The following is a 15,674-nucleotide window of genomic DNA, read 5'->3' on the forward strand; positions in this document are numbered from 1 at the left end:
GGTCACAAAGGTGCAAACCGTACTGGACCACGTGGGCACCCAGTGCGACATGCGCCTGCAACATCCCGCGGAACACAAGCCCGTGCCGGCGGCCGCAGCAAGAACCAGGACAGCCCAACGCCGGCTCGACCCGCCGGTGCACGCCGAACGGAGGGCCTTCCTCCTCTCCGCCCTGGGCCTGTTGCGGCAGGCCCTTCCGGCTGCCCCCCGGAACGAGGGGCCCGATCCATTCGCTCACAGCCCCTCGCGCAGGCGGGAAATCCTCCTGTGGGCCCTGCAGCGGCTGACGCTACCGAGCCGAACCCCCCAGGACGACGTGGTCTGGGATGACGCCGCCCTCCACCTCACCGGCCCCTGCCATCGCTGCGGCGTGTGCGCCCGCCTCTGCCCCAACGGCGCCCTGAGCCTGGACGAAGGCGGCCTCTCCCTCGCTCCGCAGCAATGCCATACCTGCGGGCTCTGCACGCAGGTATGCCCGGTTCGGGCCCTCTCCCTCGGCGAGCCCCGGCCCATCTCGCACCTTCTGCGCGCCGATCCCGTCCCCCTGGGCTCGCCCCGTCCCACACGCTGCACGGCCTGCGGCGCGGAGGTGTTGGTCGTGCTCCCCGCCGGAGAGCCGCACGCTGCACCCAGCCATGCGCCCGCCACCCCGCCCAGCACGCCGCACGGCGCACCCGGCGCTGCATCCAGCGGCACGCCGGGCGGCACACCCGCCCACACCCTCTGCCTCTCGTGCGCCATGCGCCGCATTTCCCCCGGAACGACGGAGGTGATGCGCCCGTGACCCAGGAGCAGGTCTCCCCGGAGGAAGTCCGCCTCGCCCTGTTTCAGCTCCTGCAGGTTGCCTACGCCGCCCCGCCCACGGCGGAGCTGGCGGAGGCGCTGACGGAGGTGGCCGCCGCCTACGGCGCGGGGCTCGGCTGCGAGCTGCCCCGGCCGGCGCCCATGGTGCCAGAGCGGGACGTCCCGGAGTTCCACCGGCTCTTCGTGGGCCCGGGCCGCCTCGTCGCCCCGCCCTACGAGTCGGCCTACCGCAACCCCGCAAGGGCCCTGATGCAGGCGGAGACCCTGGCGGTCCGCGCCTTCTACCGGGAGCACGGCCTGGCCCTGCCCCCGGGTCTGAACGAGCCGGACGACCACATCGCCTTCGAGCTGGAGTTCTACGCCCGCCTGCAGGCCCGCAGCCTGGCGCCGGACGCGGGCCCCGGGCCGGCCGAGGCCCAGCGCCGGTTCCTGGCGGAGCACCTCGCCCGTTGGGTGCCCGAGTTCTGCCGCCGCATTCAGGCGGGTTCCCGTTCCCCCTTCTACCGCACCCTGGCCGCCCTCACCCATGCGGTCATCACCTTGGAGGAACGCCGCCTCAACCCGGCTATCCACACGAAGGAGGAGTGTACGGCATGAAGCTCTCCCGCCGCACCCTGCTGAAGGCAGGGACTCTAGCCGGCGCCGCGGCCGCCCTCAGCGGCTGTGCCGCAGAGCCTGCCAGCATCACCGGCGCCGGCACCGGCGCCGCAGCCCGGTCGGAGGTCACCACCTTCCGCACCGCCTGCCCGCGCAACTGCTACGACACGTGCGGGCAGATCGCCACCGTGCAGAACGGCGTGCTCCGCAAGGTGGACGGCGACCCGCTCCACGGCTACACCCAGGGCCGGCTGTGCGTAAAAGGCTACACCTACGTCAACCGCACCTACTCGCCCGACCGCATCAAGTACCCGATGATCCAGGAACCGCGGGGCTCGGGCAACTGGCGCCGCATCTCATGGGACGAAGCGCTCACCATCATCGCCGAGAAGATCCTGGAGCTGAAGGAGCGCTACGGCTCCACCCTTCCGATCGCCCTCAACAAGTACTCCGGCAACTTCGGCATCCTCCACTACGCGGTGGAGGGGATGTTCCAGTCCATCGGCTACACCACCCGCGCGCTGGGCTCGCCCTGCTGGCCTGCGGGCATCGACGCCACCTTCTACGACTTCGGCGCCTTCGTCATGGACGACCCGGAGACCATGGCCCAGTCCAAGTACGTCATCATCTGGGGCGGCAACCCCGCCTGGAACGCCGTCCACATGATGGACTTCATCCGCCAGGCGAAGGAGAACGGCGCCAAGATCGTCGTCATCGACCCGATCCACACCGCCACCGCCTCCCAGGCTGACCTCTACATCCAGATCAAGCCCTCCACCGACGGTGCGCTGGCCCTGGGCATGGCCCGGTGGATCGTCGACAACAACCTGCACGACGTGGAGTACCTGAACAAGTACGTCAAGGGCTGGCCCGAGTTCGAGGCCTACCTGAAGAAGGAGGTCACCCTGGAGTGGGCCTCGCAGGTGACCGGCGTGCCGGTTGAGGCCATCGTCGAGCTGGCCAGCGGCTACGCCACCACCCGGCCGTCGATGATCTGGATCGGCTACGGCATGCAGCGGCACACCAACGGCGGCCAGAACGTGCGGGCGATCGACGCCCTGGGGGCCATCACCGGCCAGATCGGCACCGTGGGCGGCGGCATCCTCTACGGCCACCTGTCCACCTGGGGCTTCAACTACCACGTGCAGTCCTACGGTCCGCCCCCCGGCTCGGTGGGCGTGCCCGACGGCAACGGCGGCTACACCAACCGGACCGTCAACATGAACAACTTCGCGGCGGAAATTCAGGCCCTGGACGATCCCCCGGTCAAGATGCTCTGGATCGCCTGCCGCAACCCGGGCTCCCAGGACCCCGACGCCAACGACATCCGCCGGGCCTTTAACTCGATGGAGCTGGTGGTGGTCGCCGACCAGTTCATGAACCACTCCGCGGAGATGGCCGACATCGTGCTGCCGGTCACCACCCACTTCGAGAACTGGGACGTGAACGTCTCCTACTTCCACCGCTGGATCTCCATCAACGAGAAAGCCATCGAGCCGCTGTTCGAGGCGAAGTCCGACCTGCAGATCGCCTGGGCCCTTTCCAAGAAGCTGAACGAGCTCTCCCCCGGCTCCTGCACCTTCCCCACCGAGGGCGACGAGGAGGAGTGGGTCGGGCTGGAGTTCAACGACGAGCTGTACAAGCTCTTCGGCCTCACCGACTGGCGCCAGCTGAAGGAGCGGCCCTACAAGGCCCAGCTGCCGGCCGCCATCTGGGAGGACCGGAAGTTTGCCACCCCCTCCGGCAAGTTCGAGATCTGGTCAGACCAGGCTGCGGCCAACGGCCTTCCCCCCATGCCCACCTATGTGCCCGAGATGCAGCCGCCGCCCGGCTATCCCATCCGGCTGCTCACCCCGCACGCGCAGCACTCGCTGCACAGCCAGTTCCAGAACCTGGACTACATGATGCAGACCAACCCCGAACCGCTCCTGGAGATTCACCCCCGGCTGGCGGAGCAGCGGGGCATCAGGGACGGCGACATGGTGCGGGTGTACAACGACCTGGGCGAGTTCCGGGTGAAGGCCCGCATCACCCGGACCGTGCCGCCAGACACGGTGGTCACCTACGAGGCCTGGTTCAAGGATTCTTCCTTCAACGTCAACAACACCGTCCACCCGATCCCGGCCGACATGGGCAAGGTGATGGAGGGCAACGACGGCATCGCCTTCCACGACAACTTCGTCGAGATCGAGCGGGTATAAAGGAGGGAACACCCCGTGCCCCAGAAGCAGCTTGGCTTCCACCACAACATGGACCTCTGCATCGGCTGCAAGGCCTGCCAGATGGCCTGCAAGAACGAACACGAACTGGAGGCGGAGGTCAACTGGCGCCGGGTCTACCCCTTCCGCGAGGACCCCGCCCAGCCGGAGCGCAACTTCCTCTCCGTCGCCTGCAACCATTGCGAGAACCCCGAGTGCGCACGGGTCTGCCCTGTGGGGGCCTACACCAAGCGGGAGGACGGCATCGTGGTGCAGGACCGCGACCGCTGCATTGGCTGCCGGCTCTGCACAATGGCCTGCCCCTACGGCGCCGCCCGCTACTCGCCCAAGGCGCGCAAGGCTTCCAAGTGCGAGCTCTGCAAGGACCGGCTGGACGCCGGGCTCCCGCCCGCCTGTGTCGCCGCCTGCCCCATGTCCGCCCTGAAGCTCATCGACCTCGGCGCCTTCGACGACCCCCGGGCCGTGCGCTCGGTGCCCGGCTTCCCCGACAGCGACATCACCAACCCGTCCATCCGCTTCACCCCGCCGGTCGCCGGCCGTCAGTACAGGAGGGAGTTCTAGCATGGAGTGGACCTCGCTGAGCCTGTTCACGGTTCTCTCGGAAACGGCGGTCGGGCTGGTCGTGCTGTACACGCTCTTCGGGTTCGCCCCCTCCGCCCGACACCAGCCCGACGCCTACGGGCGGCTGGGGCGCCCGGTGCTGCTCGCCGCCTGGGTCGCCACCGCAGCGGCCATGCTCCTCTCGCTCACCCACCTGGGCCACCCCCAGTACGCCTTCCGGGCCCTGGGCGGCCTGCCCACCTCGTGGCTGAGCTGGGAGGTGCTCCTGACCGGCCTCTTCCTGCTGGGCGCGCTGCTGCTCTGGCTCCGGTCCCGCACCGGAACCGCCCCTCGCTGGGCCCTGGGCCTGCTTAGCCTGGTGGGGCTCGCGGCGGTCGTCGCCTCCGGCATGATCTACGTGCTGCCCTCGCTACCGGCCAACACAGGCGGCTTCCCGGTCCTGCTCTTCCTGGCCACCACCCTGGCCACCGGCGGCGCAGCGCTGCTCGCACTGCTCTGCCTCTCGGAGAGCGGACGCGCCCTGGCCCCCTCCTGGCAGGTGGACCTGGCGCTCTTCACCATCGGGGCGATCCTGCTCACCGCCTTCCTCACCTTCGCCTACACCGGCGCCGCCGCTGCCGGCGTCCCTGAGGCCCGCGCCCAGGCGGCGATCCTGACCGGTTCTGCCTGGCACCTGGCCCGGCTGCTCCTGGGGTTCGCCCTCCCCGCGGCCCTCCTCCTCTGGCTGGCCTGGCGCCCCCGGCTGGAGCGGCTGGTTCTGCTGGCGCCGATGGGCCTCCTGGTCGCAGGCGAGTTCATCGGCCGGCTGCTGTTCTTCGCCAGCTCCGTGTTCACGGGCGTGAACACCGGTCTCTGATCCTTCCCAACCGCAGGGGAGGGCGGCTCAGCCGCCCTCCCTGCCGCCATTTCTGTCTGTTCTTAGCTAATTCGTGCGATTGTCTGGTCATGAAGGAGTATGTCATCGTTACAGGCAGACGGGTTTCACAGCGGGAGGCTGAGGCCATGGACGTACGCAGCCAGCAGCAGCGCATGGAGCGGTTCTTCTCCACCACCGCCGTGGGCATGGTGCTGGTGGGCGAGGGTTGTCGGATCCTGCGGGCCAACCCCGCGGCGTGCCGCCTCACCGAGTACGCGGCAGACGACCTGGAGGGGAAGGTCTGCTCCGACCTGTTCAGCCGTGACCCGGCGGGCCGGCCGGTCTGTTTCTCCCACTGCCTGGGGCTGGTGGCCCGCGAAGACCCCGGCCAGGTGTGCCGCATGACGCTCTGCACCCAAAGCGGCCGCGAGGTGGCGGTGGCGGTCTCCGTAACCGCGCTCTCGCCCAACGAGTTCTACCTGTTGTTCTGGGACGTGAGCGAGCGGACCCGGCTGGAGCAGGAGCTGGCCCGGCGGCGGCGTCAGGTGGAGTCGCTCTACCAGGTGGGGCGGGAGCTGGCCTCGGTGGTGGACCTGGACCGCAACCTGGAGCGGCTGCTGGAGAAGGCCCGGAACGTGATGGAGGCGGACGTGGCCGGCTGGGGCACGCTCCACGAGGGGACCCTGGAGCTGACCTGGCAGGTGCGGGTGGGCCCGGGCGCCCGACAGCTGCCGCCGCTCCCCCTGGCCGGCAGCGTCATCGGGCGGCTGCTGGCCGCGGGGCGCCCCTACGTCACCCAGGACATCCGGGCGGACCTGGCAGTGAATCCGATAGCCTCCGCCGCGGCCGGCCGGCTGGGCCTCCAGGCCGCCCTGGCGGTGCCCATGCGGGTGCACGACCGGCAGTACGGGGTGCTCTTCGTGGGCCACCGCCGGCGGGTGCGCATGAGCGATGAAGACCTGATGCTGCTTTCCAACCTGGCGAGCCACCTCTCCATCGCGGTGGAGAACAGCGACCTGCTGGCCCGCATGCAGCACCTGGCGGCGCTGGAGGAGCGGCAGCGGCTGGCCCGCGAGATGCACGACTCCTTCGGCCAGACCCTCACCCTCTTCGGCATGCGGCTGCACCTCATGGAGGGCATGGCGCGGGCGGGCCAGACCGAGGAGCTCCTGGCCGAGATCGCCGACCTGCGGGCCGTGCTGAAGGAGGCGCACGAGGAGGTGCGCCGGTCGATCTTCCAGCTGAAGCAGAGCGGCCCGCCGCTGGCGCCGCTGTGGGAGCGCTGGGCCGAGCACCTGCGCCTGTTCCAGAAGCAGACCGGGATTCGGGTGGAGATGACCGGGCGCGAGGCGGTGCCGGCCCACCTGCCGGACCGGGTGGAGCGGCAGCTCACCCGTGTGATTCAGGAGGCCCTGAACAACGTTCGGAACCACTCCGGGGCCCGCACCGTCTCCTTTGCCGCCTGGCGGGACGGCCCCGCCCTGGTGCTGGCCATTTCCGACGACGGCTGCGGGTTCGAACTGGCGAAGACCCCCGGGCCGGAGCAGTTCCACTTCGGCCTCAGCATCATGCGGGAGCGGATGGAGTCGGTGCAGGGCCGGCTGGAGATCGCCTCGGAGCTGGGGCGGGGCACGACGGTGCGGCTTTCCGTTCCGGTGGCAGAAGGAGGGAACGACCGTGTCACAGATCAAGGTGCTCCTGGCCGATGACCACACCCTGGTGCGAAAAGGGATCGCCCGGCTGCTGGCGACGCAGCCGGACATCGCCGTGGTCGGCGAGGCGGCAGACGGGCTGGAGGCGGAGGCGCTGGCGGTCGAGCTGAAGCCTGACGTCATCCTGCTGGACCTGGAGATGCCCCGCTGCGGGGGCCTGGAGGCCATCCCCCGCCTCCGGCAGCGGCTGCCGGAGGCCGCCATCGTCGTGCTGACTTACTCCGACGACGGGGAGGACCTGATGGCCGCCCTGCGCAGCGGCGCACAGGGCTACCTGCTGAAGGACCTGGAGCCCGAGGCGCTCTTCAGCAGCGTGCGCGGGGCCGCCCGGGGAGAGGCCCCCATCGCAGGGGCCATGGCAACGAAGATCCTGGCCCAGCTCCGGCCGGGGCAGGAGCACGCGGCCGCCCCCGCCGCGGCGGAAGAGGGGCCGCGCCTCTCCGCCCGCGAACTGGAGGTGCTGGAGCTCTGCGCCGCCGGTGCCACCAACCGGGAGATCGCCGAGACCCTGTTCATCTCGGAGAACACGGTCAAGCACCACCTGAAGTCGATCCTGGCCAAGCTGCAGGTACAGAACAGGGCCCAGGCCGTGGCCTGGGCCGTGCGGGAAGGGCTGATCCGCCCCTGACGGGGCGCGATCCGATGCAGGGCGGGGTCCGCCAACCGGGCGGGGTTACCCCGCCCTCAAATATTGCCAGAGCTGCTTCAGGGTGGGCCGGGCGCCGAAGCTGAGCAGCGCGGCCCGGTAGATCCGGCCGCTGGCCCACCAGAGCAGCGCGGTGGTGGCCGCCAGCAGCGCCAGGGAGACGGCCACCTGCACCGCGGGCACATCGGCCATCATGACCCGCATCAGCATGACGATGGGCGTCCAGAGCGGGACGAAGGAGAGCGCCGTCGCCAGGGTGCCGTTGGGGTCGTTCATCACCGGGGTGAGGAGGAACATCGGCAGCATCATGAGGATCAGCACCGGCGAAACCATGGTCTGGCTGTCCTCCATGCGGCTGACGGTGGCGCCCAGGGCCGCCAGCACCGAAGCGTTCATGGCGTAGGAAAGCACCACGAAGGCCGCGATGAGCAGCGCGACGCCGGGGGTGAGGGCGGCCATCGATGCGCCGATCGCCCGCATGGTGAGGGCGCTCCCGGCCAGCCAGGCGGCCATCATGCCGATGTACTGGAGGATGCCCAGCAGGCCCAGGCCGAGGATCTTGCCCAGCATCATCTCGGAGGGCCTGACGGCGGCCGCCATCACCTCCACCACCCGCGAGACCTTCTCCTCCAACACGCCCTGGAAGACGAACTGGCTGTTCATCATGCTGATCATGTAGACCGACATGATCGCCCCCAAGGCCAGGAACAGCGTCCCCAGGAACTGGTCCGACGCGCCCTCCTCTGCCGACCGGAGCTGCAGGGTCTCCAGGGTAAGCGGCTGCAGCACCTCCTGGGCCAGCTCCTGGGGCAGGCCCCGCTGCTCAAGCCGTGCGGCCCGGACCAGCTGCACGAGGGGATCGGTGACCAGGTACGAGTCCGACAGGTCGCCCATGCTGTTGTAGAGCAGCCGGGCGTGCACGGCGTCCGGGTAGGTCCCGTCGAGGATCAGCAGCACGGAACCCTGCGCGCGGGCCTCGGCCATCAGGGTCCGCTCGTCGCCCTCACCGGGCGTGAGCACCACTTCCCGTCCGCCTTCCATGGCGGCCACCGCCTGCTGCAGGGGGGCCAGCAGCTGCCCGGTGCGGTCCAGGACGACCACCGACAGCGGCGCGCTGGATCCGCCCATGAGGAGGGGGATCGCCGTGGCCGCGAACACGACGATCATCATGATCAGGGTGGAGGCGATGAAGGCGCCGGACTTGATGCGGCTCGTGAACTCGCGCCGTGTGACCAGCCACAGGTTACGCATCGGCCCCACCCACCTTCTCGATGTAGATTTCCCGCAGCGACGGCTCGCCCAGGGAGTACTCCGTCACCGTGCCGGCGGACATCGCCCGGGCCAGCAGCTGGTTCGGATCCAGCGTATCGGGAACGGCCACTTCAACGGCCCCGCCGGCGGCGGACTGGGTGCGGATGCCGGGGAACTCCCGCAGGAAGCTGTAGTCGCCCGAATCCACCCGGAGCCGCACGGTCTGGCGGCGGGCGGCCCGCTTCACCTCCCGCAGGGTGCCGGCGAGCACCACCCGCGAGCGGTGGAGCAGGACCACATCGTCACAGAGGGCCTCCACCTGGTCCATGTTGTGGGACGAGAAGAGGATGGTCGTCCCCTCCCGGGCCAGCGTGCGGAAGGCCTGCTCCATCACGAGGGTGTTCATCGGGTCCAGCCCCGTAAACGGCTCGTCGAGGATGCACAGCTCCGGCCGGCTGGCGGCGGCCGCCGCGAACTGCACCTTCTGCTGGTTGCCCTTGGAGAGCTGCTCCACTCTCCGCAGGGCGTACTCGCCCAGCTCCAGCCGCTCGATCCAGCGGTCCACCTGCCGCGCCGCCTCGGCGTGCGACAGGCCCTTCAGCTGCGTCAGGTAGATGAGCTGCTCCCTGACCTGCATCTTGGGGTAGAGCCCCCGCTCCTCCGGCAGGTAGCCGAACGTGGAGCGGATGGCGTCGGTCACCGGCCGGCCCTTCCACTGAATCTCGCCCCGGTCCGGCAGGAAGATGCGCATGATCATGCGCATCGTGGTCGTCTTTCCGGCGCCGTTGGAGCCCAGCAGACCGCACACCCGCCCGGCCGGCACGGTGAAGCTGACGCCCTGCACCGCTCTGACGGGGCCGAAGGCCTTGTATACGTCCAGCACCTGCAGCGTCACATTATCCCTCCGTCGTGCGCAAGTTCCTAACACTTTCTAGACGCCTTTGACTGCAAATCCGTTCACTGCCCATCCCGGTTCGGTTCCCCGGGAGCCAGGGTGCCCACTCTTTCGCCGCGTCCGACGCGCCCAAGGCCGTGCCGGCGTTCACACACTTGACTCTGGATGCAAGCAATGGTACATTTGAGTTGCGTGTACACGCAAGTGTAAGGAGTGAGGTCCGCTTGACCGACCACGACCGGCTGAGGCAGCTCATCCAGTTCCGGTACTCGCCGCTGCTCGACCTGGCGCTTTCCCTGCTGGTGATCCAGAACCCCGAGCGCTTCGGCACCGCCGCCCCCTGGGAGCAGCGGGTGCTGGAGCGGCTGCCGCCGGGCCTGCTGGAGCGGCTGCACGGGCACGCCCAGCGGACCGACCTCTTCGCCCTGGCCCTGGAGCTGGAGGAGTCGGCGCCGCTGCCCACCCCCGACGCCCTGCGCGGCCTGGCGGACCGGCAGCCGGAGCTCGCCGCCGACCTGCTGGCGTACTGGGAGGCCATCTCGCCGGAGATCGGCGCCCGGGTGGGGCTGCTCACGGAGTCCATTCAGCGGGAGGCGGCGCTGCTGGCCCAGATCGATCCCGTCTCCTTCATCTCCCGTTTCTCCGACCGGGTGGGGGTGGCCGGGGACGGCGACGCCCTGATCCTCCACTGGGGCAAGGGGATGCGGGTGCCGCTGGGGGACCTCAGCCGCATCCTCTTCGTCCCCTCGGCTTTCAGCCCCCGCCGCCTGATGTTCTACCGCCTGGACCGGACGCAGATCTTCTTCTACAACCCGGAACATCCCGCGGCCAGCCAGCCGGAGGAGGCGCCGGAGAGCCTCTTGCTGGGCTTTTCCGCCCTGGCCGACGCCACCCGCTTCAAGCTCCTGCGCCTCATCGCGCAGGAGCGGCTGCCGGCGCAGGAGATGGCAAAGCGCCTCGGCCTCAACGAGTCCACCGTCTCCCGCCACCTGCGCCTCCTGGTGGAGGCCGGGCTGGTGGGGCGGGCCGGCCAGGAGGGCAAGTTCATCCTGTACGAGCTGAATCCGGAGCGCATCGACCAGCTGGCCGCACAGGCCAAAGCCTACCTCGGGAGGGATTCTGATGACGGCGTCGACGGTGATCTGGCGCTTCAGAACCGCAACCGATCCCTGGACGAGTGACCGGCGCCTGGCTGAACTGGCCGCCCTCACCCTGGCACAGGGGGGACGGGCCGCCCTGCGGACGTGGACCGGATCCGGCGGAGACAGCCATTCCGGGGACGGGACAGCCGCTGTGCCGGACGGCGTCGCCTACGTGCACGGGGAGCGGCATGACCTGTGGTGGGAGTTCACCCTGGAGGCCTCCTTCCGGTGGCAGGCTCACCTCTGCCGGCTGCGCCCGGACGTGTACCGGCAGCGGCTCCGCCGCGTGACCCGCGCCCTGGGGCTGGAAGAGGTGCTGCAGCGGGAAGTGGCCTCGCTGACCCACGGAACCCGGGCCCTGGCCGACCTGGCGGTTGCCCTGATGCAGAAGCCCCGGCTCCTGCTCTGGGAGGAGCCCTTCTACTACATGGGGCGCGATGAGGCGCTGCGCGCCGTGCGCCTGGTGGAAGCGGAGCACCTGGCCGGCATGACCGTGGTGGCGGTGGCCCGGGAGGCGCCGGGTCTGGCCGACCTGCCGGCGGAGCCCCGGCGGCCCCACCTCCGCCGGCTGCGCGCCGCCCAGTAGGCAGGGGGGTGTGCTTCCATGCGTGCACCCTCCCGACTGGCCCTCTGGGCGCTGTGCGCGGCCCTGCTGATCGGCGTTCTGGGCGATCAGCTCATCCTGCATGCCCCGGACCTGGGCATGGGCGGCTTCCTCTGGGTGGCGGCGCTGGCCGCGGCGACGGTCGTGCTCGCCCGGTGGGTGCCGGAGGCCGAAACGCCCGCGGCCGAGTCCGCACCGGCCCTGCAGGTGGAAAGGGGGCGGCACGGGTCCCTGCAGGGCGAGGGGCGCTGGCTGCTGGCCGCTGCGGTGGTGTTCGCCGCCTGCCTGGCCTGGCGCGCCTCGCCGGTGCTCCAGTTCCTCAACCTGCTCGCCATCGGCCTCAGCCTGGGGCTGGCCGCCCTCACGCTGCGGGACGGAGGGCTGAGCCGGGCCGGCATCCTCACCTACCCCCTGGGCCTCGTGCTGTCGGCCGCGCACCACGCCGCGGGCCCCTTCTGGCTGCTGTTCAGCGATGTGGACTGGAAAGGGCTTTCCCGCGGCCCCGGGTCCCGGCACGCCGCTGCGGCTCTGCGCGGCCTCGTGATCGCCGTCCCCCTGCTGCTGCTCTTCGGCAGCCTGCTGGCCGCGGCGGACGCCGTGTTTGCCGCCCTGCTGGACCGCGCCTTCGTCTGGAGGCCCGGCAGCTGGCTGCTCCATCTCTTCGGCACGCTCTTCTTCGGGTTCCTCGCCGCCGGCTTCCTGCGCACCGGGCTGATCCGGCAACCCGGCGGGCTGCCCCGGCTGGACGCCAGCGGGGTCGGGGAGAGGGGCAGCTTCGCACTGGGCCCGGTTGAGACCGGCGTCGTGCTCGGCCTGCTCAACCTGCTCTTCCTCGCCTTCGTGCTGGTCCAGATCCGGTACCTGTTCGGCGGCGCCGACCTCGTCATGGCCACCGCCGGTCTCACCTACGCGGAGTATGCCCGCAGCGGGTTCTTCGAACTGGTCCAGGTCACCGCCCTGGTGCTGCCCGTCCTGCTGGCCCTGCACTGGGCCCTGCCGGAGGAGGACCGGGCCGCGCACCGGCTTTTCCGCCGGCTCGGCACGCCGCTGATCGCGCTGCTCTTCAGCGTCATGGCGTCGGCCGTGCAGCGGATGTGGCTCTACGTGCTGGAGTACGGCCTGACCGAACTCAGGCTCTACGCCACGGCCTTCATGGTCTGGATGGCCTTCCTCTTCGTCTGGTTCCTGGCCACGGTCATGCGGGGCGCCCGGGAGCGCTTCGCCGCCGGGGCGCTGGCGGGCGGCCTCGCCGTGCTGCTGCTCCTGCACGCCGTGAACCCCGATGCGCTCATCGCCCGCATCAACGTCGCCCGGGCGGTGGAGACGGGCCGGTTCGACGCCGGGTACGCAGCCTCGCTGGGACCCGATGCGCTGCCGGTGCTGGTGGAAGCTTTGGATCGCCTGCCGGACCCGGCGCGCGCCGAGCTGGAGGCGCGGCTCGAGGAGCGCATCCATCGGCCGCCGAGCGCCGACTGGCGGGCGTGGAACTGGGGGCGCGCCCGCGCGGCGCAAGTGGCTTCAAGCCTGCGAACGGAATAGGAGAGACTAAGGGGGGCGCGTGCCGGCGCCCCCTTTCGCTGCGCGTGAACCCGTCCGCACCGAACCTGAGACGCAGGAAAGCGACTCTTCATTTAGAGATGGGGGCAGCTCCCACCCCCTGATGCCCCGGGCATCTTTCCCGCAGTTCCCCGGAACCGAGGAGGCAGAACGATGGAACGAACGGACTGGCACACGCTGACGCCCGCTGAAGTCACCGAGCGGCTGCAGGTCGACCCCGGGCCGGGGCTCACGGCCGCGGAGGCCGCGCAGCGGCTGGCCCGGCACGGCCCGAACCGGCTGGCCGAAGAGAAGCGGCGCAGCATGCTGGCGGCATTCATCGATCAGTTCCGGGACCCCCTGGTGCTCATCCTGCTGGCGGCCGCGCTCCTGGCGCTGGTCCTCAGGGAGTTCCTGGACGGCGGAGCGATCCTCGCCATCGTCATCCTGAACGCCGTGCTCGGGCTGGTCCAGGAGTTCAAGGCCGACCAGGCCCTGCAGGCCCTGAAGGAGCTCAGCGCACCCCACTGCAAGGTGAGGCGGGACGGCCGGGTGATCGAGATCGACACCCGCGAGCTGGTGCCGGGCGACATCGTGGTGCTGGAGGCCGGCGATCCCGTGCCCGCCGACCTGCGCCTGCTCCGGTCCGCCATGCTGCAGATCGACGAGTCGCTGCTGACCGGCGAGTCCGTGCCGGTGGAGAAGGACGCGGACAAGACCCTGGAAGCCGGCGCCCCGCTGGCCGACCGGGTGAACATGGCGTTCATGTCCACGGCCGTCACCTACGGCCACGGCGAGGGGGTGGTCGTCGGCACGGGCATGCGCACCGAGGTGGGCCGCATCGCCGACAGGCTGCAGGAAGAGCCCCAGGAGGCGACGCCGCTGCAGAAGCGGCTCTCCCACTTCGCCCGGGTGCTCGGCGGGGCCATGCTGGTGCTGGTCATCCTGCTCGGCGCCGTGGGCCTGTGGCGGGGCATGCCCTGGCTGGAGGTGCTGATGGTCGCCGTCTCGCTGGCGGTGGCGACGATTCCCGAGGGGCTGCCGGCGGTCACCACCATCGTGCTCGCGCTGGGGATGCAGCGCATGGCCCGGCGCAACGCGGTGATCCGCCGGCTGTCCGCCGTGGAGACCCTGGGCTCCGCCACGTTCATCTGCTCCGACAAGACCGGCACCCTCACGCAGAACAAGATGACCGTCACCCGGCTCTGGCTGCCGGAGGAGTGGGTGGCGCCCGATCAGCCCCACCCGCTGGAAAGCCGGGCCGGCCTGCTCCTGGCCGCCGGCGCCCTCTGCACCGACGCGAGCCTCTCGGAGGAGGACGGCGAGTACCGGTCCGTCGGCGACCCGACGGAGACCGCCCTGGTCCTGGGCGCGGCGAAGGCCGGGCTGGACAAGCGCGACCTGGAGGCGCGGCATCCGCGGGTCGCCGAGGTGCCCTTCTCCTCGACCCGCAAGCGCATGACCACCTTCCACGCGCTGGGCGATCCGGACGAGGGCTACACCGGCATCGTGAAGGGCGGGCCCGACGTGGTGCTCGCCCGCTGCACGCGCATCCGCACGGCCCAGGGCACCGAGCCCATGACCCCCGGGCGCCGCCGGGCGGTGGAGGAAGCCAACCGGGAGATGGCCGAGCAGGGCATCCGCGTCCTGGCGGTGGCCTTCACGGCCCCCCGGACGGAACTGCCGGAGGACCCCGCGGCGCTGGAGGAGAACCTGGAGCTGATCGGCCTGATCGGCATGACGGACCCGCCGAGGCCCGAGAGTGCGGCGGCCGTGCGGAAGGCCCACGAGGCGGGCATCCGCACCATGATGATCACCGGCGATCACGCGACCACGGCGCTGGCCATCGCCCGGCAGGTCCACATCGCCGGTGCGGACGACCGGGTGCTGAGCGGCCCCGATCTGGAGGAGATGGACGACGCCGCCCTGGAGAAGGCCGTGCGCACGGTGCCGGTATACGCCCGGGTCTCGCCGGATCACAAGCTGCGCATCGTCGAGGCGCTCCGGCGGCAGGGCCACGTGGTGGCGATGACCGGCGACGGCGTCAACGACGCGCCCGCCCTGAAGCGGGCCGACATCGGCGTCGCGATGGGCGTGGTGGGCACCGGCGTGGCCCGGGGCGCGGCCGACATGGTCCTGATGGACGACAACTTCGCCACCATCGTGGCGGCCGTGGAAGAGGGCCGCACGATCTACGCGAACATCCAGAAGGCGACCTTCTTCCTGCTCTCGGCCAACGTCGCCGAGCTGCTGATCATGACCGTGGCCATGCTGGCCGGCTGGCCCGTGCCGCTGCAGCCGATCCACCTGCTGTGGGTCAACCTGGTCACCGACTCGCTGCCGGCCATCGCCCTGGGCGTGGAGCCCGCCGAACCCGGGATCATGCGGCAGAAGCCGCGGGACCCCCGGGAGCCGGTGCTGACCTCCCGGCTCCTCACCCTGATGGCCATCCAGGCCGTGTTCCTGGGTGTCACCGTACTGGCCGCGCTGTTCCTGGGGATGCGGGCCGGGGCCGGGGGCAACCCGGTGGCGACCGGCTCCACCTACGCCTTCGCGACCCTGGCCATCGGCGAGCTCTGGTGGGCGCACAGCTGCCGCAGCCTGACCCGGGCCCCGTGGCGCATCGGGTTCTTCCGCAACCGGGTGGCCTGGCTCGCCACCGGCGTGGGCTTGCTGCTGATGGTCGCGGTCATGAGCATCCCCTTCCTGCAGCCCTTCTTCAAGGTGACGCCCATCGGCCTGCACGGGTGGCTCACGGTGCTCATCCTGTCGCTGATCCCCACGACCTTGATGGAACCGGTCAAGTGGGTCTTCGCCCGCCGGAAGAAGTAGGGCGGGTGAACCCCGGGCC

Annotated in this window: 13 protein-coding genes; 11 read left to right on the forward strand and 2 right to left on the reverse strand. The window is 70.5% G+C overall.

Features of this window, described 5'->3' with window-relative positions:
* Window positions 1–49: 49 nt before the first annotated feature.
* The 7 genes from ACZ5UM_RS00690 to ACZ5UM_RS00720 all read left to right on the forward strand — a co-directional run bounded on the left by ACZ5UM_RS00690 (window position 50) and on the right by ACZ5UM_RS00720 (window position 7,377).
* Window positions 50–784 carry an ATP-binding protein gene (locus tag ACZ5UM_RS00690; protein WP_464848249.1) on the forward strand — a complete coding sequence of 245 codons (735 nt, stop codon included), beginning with the start codon at window positions 50–52 and terminating at the stop codon, window positions 782–784.
* Window positions 781–1,401, forward strand: coding sequence for a TorD/DmsD family molecular chaperone (locus tag ACZ5UM_RS00695; RefSeq protein ID WP_464846202.1), 621 nt, complete (start codon window positions 781–783; stop codon window positions 1,399–1,401). Before ACZ5UM_RS00690 ends, ACZ5UM_RS00695 begins: the two co-directional genes overlap by 4 nt.
* Window positions 1,398–3,602 (forward strand): molybdopterin-containing oxidoreductase family protein, encoded by a 2,205-nt coding sequence (locus ACZ5UM_RS00700; protein ID WP_464846203.1) that lies wholly within the window; start codon window positions 1,398–1,400, stop codon window positions 3,600–3,602. The genes ACZ5UM_RS00695 and ACZ5UM_RS00700 overlap by 4 nt, the downstream gene beginning before the upstream one ends.
* A gap of 15 nt (window positions 3,603–3,617) precedes the next feature.
* Window positions 3,618–4,181 carry a 4Fe-4S dicluster domain-containing protein gene (locus tag ACZ5UM_RS00705; protein WP_464846204.1) on the forward strand — a complete coding sequence of 188 codons (564 nt, stop codon included), beginning with the start codon at window positions 3,618–3,620 and terminating at the stop codon, window positions 4,179–4,181.
* A gap of 1 nt (window position 4,182) precedes the next feature.
* Window positions 4,183–5,037, forward strand: coding sequence for a DmsC/YnfH family molybdoenzyme membrane anchor subunit (locus tag ACZ5UM_RS00710; protein WP_464846206.1), 855 nt, complete (start codon window positions 4,183–4,185; stop codon window positions 5,035–5,037).
* A gap of 146 nt (window positions 5,038–5,183) precedes the next feature.
* Window positions 5,184–6,746 (forward strand): PAS domain-containing sensor histidine kinase, encoded by a 1,563-nt coding sequence (locus tag ACZ5UM_RS00715; protein ID WP_464846208.1) that lies wholly within the window; start codon window positions 5,184–5,186, stop codon window positions 6,744–6,746.
* Window positions 6,715–7,377: a response regulator gene (locus ACZ5UM_RS00720; RefSeq protein WP_464846211.1), complete on the forward strand. Its 663-nt coding sequence runs from the start codon at window positions 6,715–6,717 to the stop codon at window positions 7,375–7,377. Before ACZ5UM_RS00715 ends, ACZ5UM_RS00720 begins: the two co-directional genes overlap by 32 nt.
* 45 nt (window positions 7,378–7,422) lie before the next feature.
* Here ACZ5UM_RS00720 and ACZ5UM_RS00725 read toward each other — a convergent pair whose 3' ends face one another.
* Complete coding sequence (locus ACZ5UM_RS00725; RefSeq protein ID WP_464846213.1) at window positions 7,423–8,646, reverse strand: ABC transporter permease; 1,224 nt, start codon at window positions 8,644–8,646, stop codon at window positions 7,423–7,425.
* Window positions 8,639–9,541, reverse strand: coding sequence for an ABC transporter ATP-binding protein (locus tag ACZ5UM_RS00730; protein ID WP_011196731.1), 903 nt, complete (start codon window positions 9,539–9,541; stop codon window positions 8,639–8,641). Before ACZ5UM_RS00730 ends, ACZ5UM_RS00725 begins: the two co-directional genes overlap by 8 nt.
* 224 nt (window positions 9,542–9,765) lie before the next feature.
* On the opposite strand from ACZ5UM_RS00730, the gene ACZ5UM_RS00735 reads away from it, so the two are divergent.
* The 4 genes from ACZ5UM_RS00735 (at window position 9,766) to ACZ5UM_RS00750 (ending at window position 15,655) form a co-directional block, all read left to right on the forward strand.
* Window positions 9,766–10,722, forward strand: a complete 957-nt coding sequence (locus ACZ5UM_RS00735) for an ArsR/SmtB family transcription factor (protein ID WP_464846216.1) — start codon at window positions 9,766–9,768, stop codon at window positions 10,720–10,722.
* Window positions 10,664–11,269, forward strand: coding sequence for an ATP-binding cassette domain-containing protein (locus ACZ5UM_RS00740; RefSeq protein WP_464846219.1), 606 nt, complete (start codon window positions 10,664–10,666; stop codon window positions 11,267–11,269). Before ACZ5UM_RS00735 ends, ACZ5UM_RS00740 begins: the two co-directional genes overlap by 59 nt.
* An 18-nt stretch (window positions 11,270–11,287) precedes the next feature.
* The gene (locus ACZ5UM_RS00745) at window positions 11,288–12,826 is read left to right on the forward strand and encodes a DUF4153 domain-containing protein (RefSeq protein ID WP_464846221.1); all 1,539 of its coding nucleotides are present in this window, start codon (window positions 11,288–11,290) and stop codon (window positions 12,824–12,826) included.
* A gap of 171 nt (window positions 12,827–12,997) precedes the next feature.
* Window positions 12,998–15,655, forward strand: coding sequence for a cation-translocating P-type ATPase (locus ACZ5UM_RS00750; protein ID WP_464846223.1), 2,658 nt, complete (start codon window positions 12,998–13,000; stop codon window positions 15,653–15,655).
* Window positions 15,656–15,674: the final 19 nt, after the last annotated feature.

It is taken from the genome of Symbiobacterium ostreiconchae (assembly GCF_055396975.1).

What these genes read in the sequence shown, in the direction of transcription:
- ACZ5UM_RS00690 (WP_464848249.1), top strand. Translation starts at nt 50, where the DNA reads ATGCGCCTGCAACATCCCGCGGAACACAAGCCCGTGCCGGCGGCCGCA.
- ACZ5UM_RS00700 (WP_464846203.1), top strand. Translation starts at nt 1,398, where the DNA reads ATGAAGCTCTCCCGCCGCACCCTGCTGAAGGCAGGGACTCTAGCCGGC.
- ACZ5UM_RS00710 (WP_464846206.1), top strand. Translation starts at nt 4,183, where the DNA reads ATGGAGTGGACCTCGCTGAGCCTGTTCACGGTTCTCTCGGAAACGGCG.
- ACZ5UM_RS00715 (WP_464846208.1), top strand. Translation starts at nt 5,184, where the DNA reads ATGGACGTACGCAGCCAGCAGCAGCGCATGGAGCGGTTCTTCTCCACC.
- ACZ5UM_RS00725 (WP_464846213.1), bottom strand. Translation starts at nt 8,646, where the DNA reads ATGCGTAACCTGTGGCTGGTCACACGGCGCGAGTTCACGAGCCGCATC.
- ACZ5UM_RS00740 (WP_464846219.1), top strand. Translation starts at nt 10,664, where the DNA reads ATGACGGCGTCGACGGTGATCTGGCGCTTCAGAACCGCAACCGATCCC.
- ACZ5UM_RS00745 (WP_464846221.1), top strand. Translation starts at nt 11,288, where the DNA reads ATGCGTGCACCCTCCCGACTGGCCCTCTGGGCGCTGTGCGCGGCCCTG.
- ACZ5UM_RS00750 (WP_464846223.1), top strand. Translation starts at nt 12,998, where the DNA reads ATGGAACGAACGGACTGGCACACGCTGACGCCCGCTGAAGTCACCGAG.